The organism is Pedobacter sp. 01N416, from assembly GCF_056399685.1.
Genome location: NZ_JBFTRT010000562.1, coordinates 1 through 4,570, shown reverse-complemented (window position 1 = coordinate 4,570; position 4,570 = coordinate 1). Strand labels below are relative to the sequence as shown.

5 protein-coding genes and 1 pseudogene are annotated in these 4,570 nt (G+C 38.0%); 3 read left to right on the top strand and 3 right to left on the bottom strand.

Annotated elements, in window-relative coordinates; genetic code table 11:
• The first annotated feature begins 525 nt into the window (after positions 1–525).
• Both AC1DND_RS23625 and AC1DND_RS23620 read left to right on the top strand, forming a co-directional pair.
• A complete protein-coding gene (locus AC1DND_RS23625; protein ID WP_477585032.1) occupies positions 526–1,125 on the top strand; it encodes an OmpH/Skp family outer membrane protein in 600 nt (199 codons plus the stop codon).
• An 83-nt stretch (positions 1,126–1,208) separates the two neighbouring features.
• Positions 1,209–1,685, top strand: coding sequence for a nucleoside deaminase (locus AC1DND_RS23620; RefSeq protein WP_215129351.1), 477 nt, complete (start codon positions 1,209–1,211; stop codon positions 1,683–1,685).
• A gap of 50 nt (positions 1,686–1,735) precedes the next feature.
• On the opposite strand, the gene AC1DND_RS23615 is transcribed toward AC1DND_RS23620, so the two are convergent.
• Positions 1,736–2,938 carry a TlpA family protein disulfide reductase gene (locus tag AC1DND_RS23615; RefSeq protein WP_477585031.1) on the bottom strand — a complete coding sequence of 401 codons (1,203 nt, stop codon included), beginning with the start codon at positions 2,936–2,938 and terminating at the stop codon, positions 1,736–1,738.
• Between the two features lie 181 nt (positions 2,939–3,119).
• Positions 3,120–3,491, bottom strand: coding sequence for a hypothetical protein (locus AC1DND_RS23610; protein WP_477585030.1), 372 nt, complete (start codon positions 3,489–3,491; stop codon positions 3,120–3,122).
• Between the two features lie 109 nt (positions 3,492–3,600).
• Between AC1DND_RS23610 and AC1DND_RS23605 the strand changes: the two genes are divergently transcribed.
• Positions 3,601–4,374, top strand: coding sequence for an EcsC family protein (locus AC1DND_RS23605; protein ID WP_477585029.1), 774 nt, complete (start codon positions 3,601–3,603; stop codon positions 4,372–4,374).
• On the opposite strand, the pseudogene AC1DND_RS23600 reads toward AC1DND_RS23605, so the two are convergent.
• Positions 4,375–4,570: pseudogene (locus tag AC1DND_RS23600) on the bottom strand (RNA-binding S4 domain-containing protein); the annotation flags it as partial.

The following is a 4,570-nucleotide window of genomic DNA, read 5'->3' as shown; positions in this document are numbered from 1 at the left end:
GTTTAGGTGGCCACAACCTGCAAATATTGTAGGATTATCGCACCAGCCCGCCAAACGTTCCGACGGAACGAAAACGCCAATTATTCAATTGGCTACCTACGAAACGTCCCTAAGGGGACGCTAAAGATTAAGATTTCTAAATCGCAACCCGTTCCAGAGGAACGCCTCATGGGTAGAAAAAAAATGAAACGTTTTTTCGTTCCGTAGGAACGTTTCGTATTTGAAATTTGCTATTGCCACCCTGCAACCCCAAATGGCGTTACTAGCCGTGCCACCTAAACCCGATGGCAGCGGGCATGAAATAAAGCGGACAGCGGGACGAACAACGATTTGAAATACTGACCTTGCTTTTCAAATCACCACTTATCATATTGCGCGGTTAGTGGTAGGCGCTTAGCGTTTAGTAAATTAAACGCTTTACGCACTACGCCAAACTCAAAATCTCTCTTGTGTTGCGACAGACTTTTCTTTAAATTGGATATAAAAACTAATTTATATAAGTTTGCTAAAATTTATTAAACAAGAATGGAAAGAAGAACCTTTAAAACCTTTGGTTTACTTGCAACAGCAACTTTGATAACTGCTTTCTCTGCATGCCAGAACAAAGACACTAAAACTACTGAAACTAAAAAAACAGAGGGTACTACTGCAGCGGTTTCTCAAGCTGAGAAAATTGTGTATGTAAACTCCGACTCGTTACTTACAAAATATGAATACTTCAAAGACCTAAAAGTGAAATTTGAAGGTAAGACCAAAAATGCTCAGGCAGACATGCAAGCTAAAGGTCAGGCTTTTCAAAGAGAAGTTGCACAATACCAGCAATCGGCACAAACTTTATCTGCCGATCAACGTAAAAGCACTGAAGAGCGTTTAGCACGTAAACAACAAGAACTACAAACTTACCAACAAAATGCTGGTGGTGCTTTACAGAATGAGCAAGCTGCTGAGAATGAAAAACTTTATGATAAAGTGGCTGATTACTTAAAAGGTTACGCTAAAGAAAAAGGTTATAAAATGGTTTTAACTTACTCAAAAGGTAACAGCGCTATTTTATTTGCCGACGAAAGTTTAGATGTTACTTCAGAAGTAATTAAAGGCTTAAACGCAGAATACAGCAAAAAATAAGCGAATAGCCATTAAAATATAAATGCCTCGTATAAAATCGGGGCATTTTTTTTGTGCTGTTTTTTATAAAAGATCAAATTAATATGGACAATCAACATCAGGAATATATGCGGATGGCAATCGAGTTATCCGTACAAAATGTAAGCGAAAGCATTGGTGGGCCTTTTGGAGCTGTAGTGGTAAAAGATGGGAGGTTGATTGCTAAATCGGCAAATAAGGTAACCTCTACCAACGATCCAACTGCGCATGCAGAGGTTTCGGCAATCAGGCTGGCCTGTACAGAATTAAACACTTTCGATTTAAGTGGCTGTGTAATTTATACCAGTTGTGAACCTTGCCCCATGTGTTTAGGCGCCATTTATTGGGCAAGAATTGATACGATTTATTATGCAAATACCAAGGCTGATGCCGAACACATTGGCTTTAGTGATAAATTTATCTACGAAGAGCTAGACAAGCCGATGGAAAACAGAAGCCTGCCGGTTATCCAACTGATGCGCGATGAAGCCCTGGCAGCTTTTAAGCTATGGGAAACCTCACCAATGAGGATAGAATACTAAAACAGGAAAGGTGCCGATAATCAGCACCTTTCCTGTTTGGAAATCATTGTTTATTTGCTCGATTCTTTTCCTGCCAGCAAGCCGATCATCGAGTCTATTTCTTTCACCACACCATCATCAGAGCCAGAAAAACCTACTGCTTTAAACCTGATATTACCATCCCCATCAATCACAAATTTGGTTGGGATTCCATCAACTTTATAGGCGCTTACCACATCAAATTCGGAAGGGTCTTTTACGTTTTTGGTATCGTACAGCACATTAAAATTGTATTTTTTTGCAGTAATAAAATCAGTTACCAATTTTTCTCTATTCTCTTCTGTTTGCCAGGTATTTACAAACAGGAATACCACATTTGGATTACTGGCATATTTGTTTAAGGCTTTTTGCATGCCTGGGAAAGAAGACACGCAAGGTCCACACCAGGTTGCCCAATAATCTAAAATTACAATCTTTCCCTTCAAACTGGCTAGACTTACGGTTTCGCCTTTAAGATTTGTTAATGAAAACGCAGGGGCTGGAATATTAATCATTTTTTTTATCCATTCTGCGCGCTCTTTTTCTAAGGCTGCTTTTTCTAAATTGGCCAGGTAAGTTTCATAAGTTCCATCTTTCTTTAGTTTAGTATAAAGCACTTTAAATTCGTTCTTTAACGAATCATTGCCTTTACCCTCTTTAATTAATTTTTCGGCCTCAGTATAAGCTTTATCATCCTGGCCATCCTTAATTAAATAAGTTACATAACGGGACGATACATCGGGCGGAACTGTCGCATATAAAGGAATGGCTTTCTCTTGCATAGCTAAAGCCTCTTTAAATTTTCCCTGATGATATAACAACAGTCCATAAGTATCAGCATACATACCATAAGCGCCGTCTAAATATTTGAGGTATTCTTCTTTAGTGTTGTAATATTTTGGCATCTCATCATTTCTTGATGCTTCTATCAGTTCGAGCGATTGTTTTGAAAGCTGAACAGCAAGCTCGATATTCTCTTTTTTCTCAGCAGACGGCCAGGCAAAACTATTGTTATACAAACTTGCCCTGGTCATTTTATCGGTGACCTTCTTGGCGTAATCCTGAAATTTCTCCAGATCTTTAGCTTTTATAGCGCTGTTAGCCAACATACTATAAATTGAGTTCAATCTACCTGCATCTACTGTTTTACCTGGATCAAGTTTAAAGGCGGCAATCATTTCTTCGGCCTTTTGTATTTGTGTGGCAAAATCTTTTGTACCATAAAGTGAATTCATACCATCATTCCAGGCGTAATTTCCTGTAGGGTATTTTTTAATTATGATGGCTTTAACAGAATCTGCCTGAGTTTTTTTCTTTAATAGTGAGTAAAGGCTTAAAGCTGTACCTAAATCTTCTTCTTTTGGTTCTTTTAGTTTCGATAACGCAGAAATATTCTCATTGATTAGTTTCGTTCCTTTATCCTTCAGCTGGCACTCTCCCTGCTTTAGTAAATTCTAAAACATAACCGGCAGGCGCTTMATCTTTTTTATCACCTACCGAAAAAGCAAGTCCAACTATGGTAACGCTATCCGGAGTAGAAATTTCTCCCTTATAAACCGTTCCGTCTTTAGTGAGTTCAATTTTAGTGCTTTTGGGATTCGATTTTGAAAAAAAAGTATAACTGGTACATTTTACATCAGCCAAATTTTCGAGATTGGTCCCCTTAGGGTCGTAAGTAAATTTAACTGTACTTCCTGCTGCAGGCGTATTAGCAGAAAATTTCACGCCTTGTGCATTTGCTACTCCAGCAGCAAATACGAGTAAGCATAACAATTTTAAGGTTTTCATAATGAAAGGATTAAGTTCATATTTAGGTAACTAAATATATAGTTTATTCTTTATTCTTCAAAGTTATTTTATGTTAAATTTTAAGGAATAATTATTGTAGTAATTAAGCATGACCTACGAACAAAAAATAAGTAGTGAACTAAATTTCTGGAAGTTTAAAACCTTGCAAAAACCTTCGCTCTTGAATAAGGTAACTAATAAGGTGCAGAAGAAAATAAACAGTTATATTCCTGATAAAGTTCATAATGCCATAACTACTGCGATTAAACAGATGGTTAAGGCTGTGCTTTTTGGTTCTACATTTACCACATCGAAACCAATTACCGATTTAACCTTGATGCACCGCGAGGCATTAATTAAGCAAAAGATAGAAAACTATAAAAAAACAGGTGCGGCAGAAGGCGGAATTACAGGAGCAGGAGGTTTTTTAATGAGCCTAGCGGATTTCCCCCTATTGCTGGGCATAAAGATGAAGATGCTTTTTGATATTGCTGCAGTTTACGGATACGATGTTAAAGATTACCGCGAACGTTTATATATTTTACACATCTTCCAGCTGGCCTTTTCAAGTAAAAAAGAAAGCCAGAATATATTTATGAAAATGCAGGATTGGGATGATAAAGCCCATCAATTACCTACCAATATTGATGAATTTGACTGGCTTACCTTCCAACAGCAATACCGCGATTATATTGATTTAGCGAAACTTGCGCAGATGCTTCCATTTGTAGGGGCAGCAGTCGGTGCAGTCGCCAATTATAAATTGATAGAAAAACTGGGCAAAACAGCAATGATGAGTTACCGGATGCGGTATTTCGGTTTGCAGTATGCAGTGATCAGTTCGCAGGAAACCGAAAACCGTAAACTGCAAACTGAAAACTAACTAATCCTCCTCTTCGAACATTCCTCCTATCAAATCGTCAGTTTCACGTCTGTCTTTTTTAGTCGGACGGCCAGTACCTCTATCGCGTTTTAAATTTGGTGCATGAAACATCGATTTAAAAGCATGCGTTTCTTCAACAGGCGTTAAATCTTTATATTTTGTTAAGGCTGTTGGCGAATCTGTTCTGTTGTACGAC